1 protein-coding gene is annotated in these 203 nt (G+C 58.6%); it reads left to right on the forward strand.

Going from position 1 to position 203, the window contains the following annotated elements:
- On the forward strand, positions 1–203 hold a 203-nt coding region (locus tag HFD99_RS25500), incomplete at both ends, for a hypothetical protein (protein ID WP_167441133.1).

A 203-nucleotide genomic window follows, 5' to 3' on the forward strand; every position in this document is an offset into this window, starting at 1 on the left:
CCGAAGCTGCCGGATTACATGATCCCGACGTATGTGGTACAGCTGGATCGTTTCCCGCTGACGCCAAACGGGAAAATCGACCGGAAGGCATTGCCAGCACCGGAAGCACGCCTTGAAGGAGGCCTAGAGTATGTGGCACCGCGGACGCCACTGGAGGCCAAGCTAGCCCAAATCTGGCAGGATGTCTTGAAGCTGTCCAGCGT

This window comes from Paenibacillus sp. EKM301P (assembly GCF_011800295.1).
GTDB classification, from domain to species: Bacteria; Bacillota; Bacilli; order Paenibacillales; family Paenibacillaceae; genus Paenibacillus; species Paenibacillus polymyxa.